Source organism: Kitasatospora putterlickiae (assembly GCF_039527695.1).
Classification (GTDB): domain Bacteria; phylum Actinomycetota; class Actinomycetes; order Streptomycetales; family Streptomycetaceae; genus Kitasatospora; species Kitasatospora putterlickiae.
Window position 1 is genome coordinate 6,986 of record NZ_BAAAKJ010000082.1, and the last position, 1,159, is coordinate 8,144.

The window sequence follows — 1,159 nt, forward strand, 5'->3', positions numbered from 1 at the left end:
CCCCGGTGGCCGCCGCCGCGAGGTCGGGGAACTGTTTCTTCGCCTCCGCGGTGAGGTTTCCGGAACTGTCGAAGAGCCACGGATTCATCCGTCGCTCGAATTCGAGGTCTGCCACGACGTCCCCCCAGGACTGTTCGACTCGTGGGGACATTACCGGCGGAGTGCGAACGACCGGCCGGTTTTGCTGGAATCGGAAGACGAATACTGAAAAATGAACGAAGGGTGAATTGAGAGTTAATTCAAGTGCCGCTTGGAGGGTTCCCGTGCTCGACGGTGTGCTCTGGAGCACGTTGCCCGGGGGATGGGGGCGTGCCAGAGTGCCGGGCATGGTCAACCGCACCGCGTTCGAGGCCGCCGATGTCGCCGCCGATCCCGCCGCCGTCTTCGACTGGCTCGACGAGAGTGCCGGGCAGCGGGCCCGGGCCGGGCTGACCAGGACGTTGCGGAGCCGGGGTGCCGAGGACGGGGTGCTGGACCTCGCGGGGAACGACTACCTGGGGCTCACCCGGCACCCGGTGGTCACCCGGGCCGCCGCCGATGCCGCGTTGCGGTGGGGTGCCGGTGCGACCGGGTCGCGGCTGGTGACGGGGACCACCGCGCTGCACACCGAGTTGGAGGAGGAACTCGCGGGTTTCTGCGGGGCCGAGGCGGCGCTGGTGTTCTCCTCCGGGTACACCGCCAATCTGGCCGCGCTCACCGCGCTCACCGACCCGGACACGCTCATCGTCTCCGACGCCTACAACCACGCCTCGCTGATCGACGGCTGCCGGCTCGCCCGCGCGGACGTGCGCCGGGCCCCGCACAGTGACCCGGGGGCCGTCGCCGAGGTGCTGGCCGGGCGTGACCACCGCCGTGCCCTGGTGGTCACCGACTCGGTGTTCTCGGTCGACGGCAACGCCGCGCCGCTCGCCGAACTCGCCGTCGCGACGCGGCGGTACGGGGCCGCGCTGCTCGTCGACGACGCGCACGGGCTGGGCGTCCTCGGGCCCGGCGGCACGGGTGCCACCGCCGCCGCGGGACTCGCCGGGGCGCCCGACGTCGTCACCACCGTGACCCTCTCCAAGTCCCTCGGCTCCCAGGGCGGCGCCGTCCTCGGCCCGCGCCGGGTCATCCGCCACCTGACCGACACCGGCCACGCGGTTCGCAGCGTGGGCACGGC

General features: G+C 72.0%; 1 protein-coding gene. It reads left to right on the top strand.

The genetic code is table 11. The annotated features are described in order from the left end of the window. Positions 1-326: 326 nt before the first annotated feature. The coding region (locus ABD308_RS09230; RefSeq protein ID WP_344330609.1) for an aminotransferase class I/II-fold pyridoxal phosphate-dependent enzyme at positions 327-1,159 on the top strand (833 nt) is incomplete at its 3' end.